The sequence below is a fragment of the Kamptonema formosum PCC 6407 genome (assembly GCF_000332155.1).
Taxonomy (GTDB): Bacteria; Cyanobacteriota; Cyanobacteriia; order Cyanobacteriales; family Microcoleaceae; genus Kamptonema; species Kamptonema formosum.
Genome location: NZ_KB235907.1, coordinates 81,533 through 81,990, shown reverse-complemented (window position 1 = coordinate 81,990; position 458 = coordinate 81,533). Strand labels below are relative to the sequence as shown.

Sequence of the window (458 nt, the reverse complement as noted above, 5' to 3'; positions counted from 1 at the left end):
TATGACCCTCAAGGAACTAGCAAAAAGCCTTAATACCCCGGTTGGAAACCTCATCAAAAAGCCAATCAAAACGGCTTAAAAATTGGCTCCAACGCATCTCTTACTCAAGCTCAAATCGAACTCCTAAAATCTACTGACAACACCCCACAGCTCAAGCCTGCACAACCTCAATCACCAACAGGGGAGATGGAAATCAGAGAGGACTCAGTACCCGCAGCGCCCCTCAAATCAATCAATTGCCTCAGTTAAACAGCAGCAATTGAGTTCTTCAATTCAGGCTGAATCCGAACTCAGTCAACATCAAACAGAAACACGATTACAACAGCGTTTTGCTGATGGTCAATACCTTGGAGTTCTGGAGGCTTTAGCCGAAGGTCAAGGGCAGTTAATGGTTATTTAGCCGTGTCGCAAGTCACCTTTAANGCCGATATGCAGCGACGCGAACAAGCCTTAGCTAC

Annotated in this window: 1 protein-coding gene; it reads left to right on the top strand. The window is 46.0% G+C overall.

What is annotated here, in order from left to right:
• Nucleotides 1-259 precede the first annotated feature (259 nt).
• Nucleotides 260-400, top strand: coding sequence for a hypothetical protein (locus tag OSCIL6407_RS38675; protein ID WP_019488079.1), 141 nt, complete (start codon nucleotides 260-262; stop codon nucleotides 398-400).
• Nucleotides 401-458: the final 58 nt, after the last annotated feature.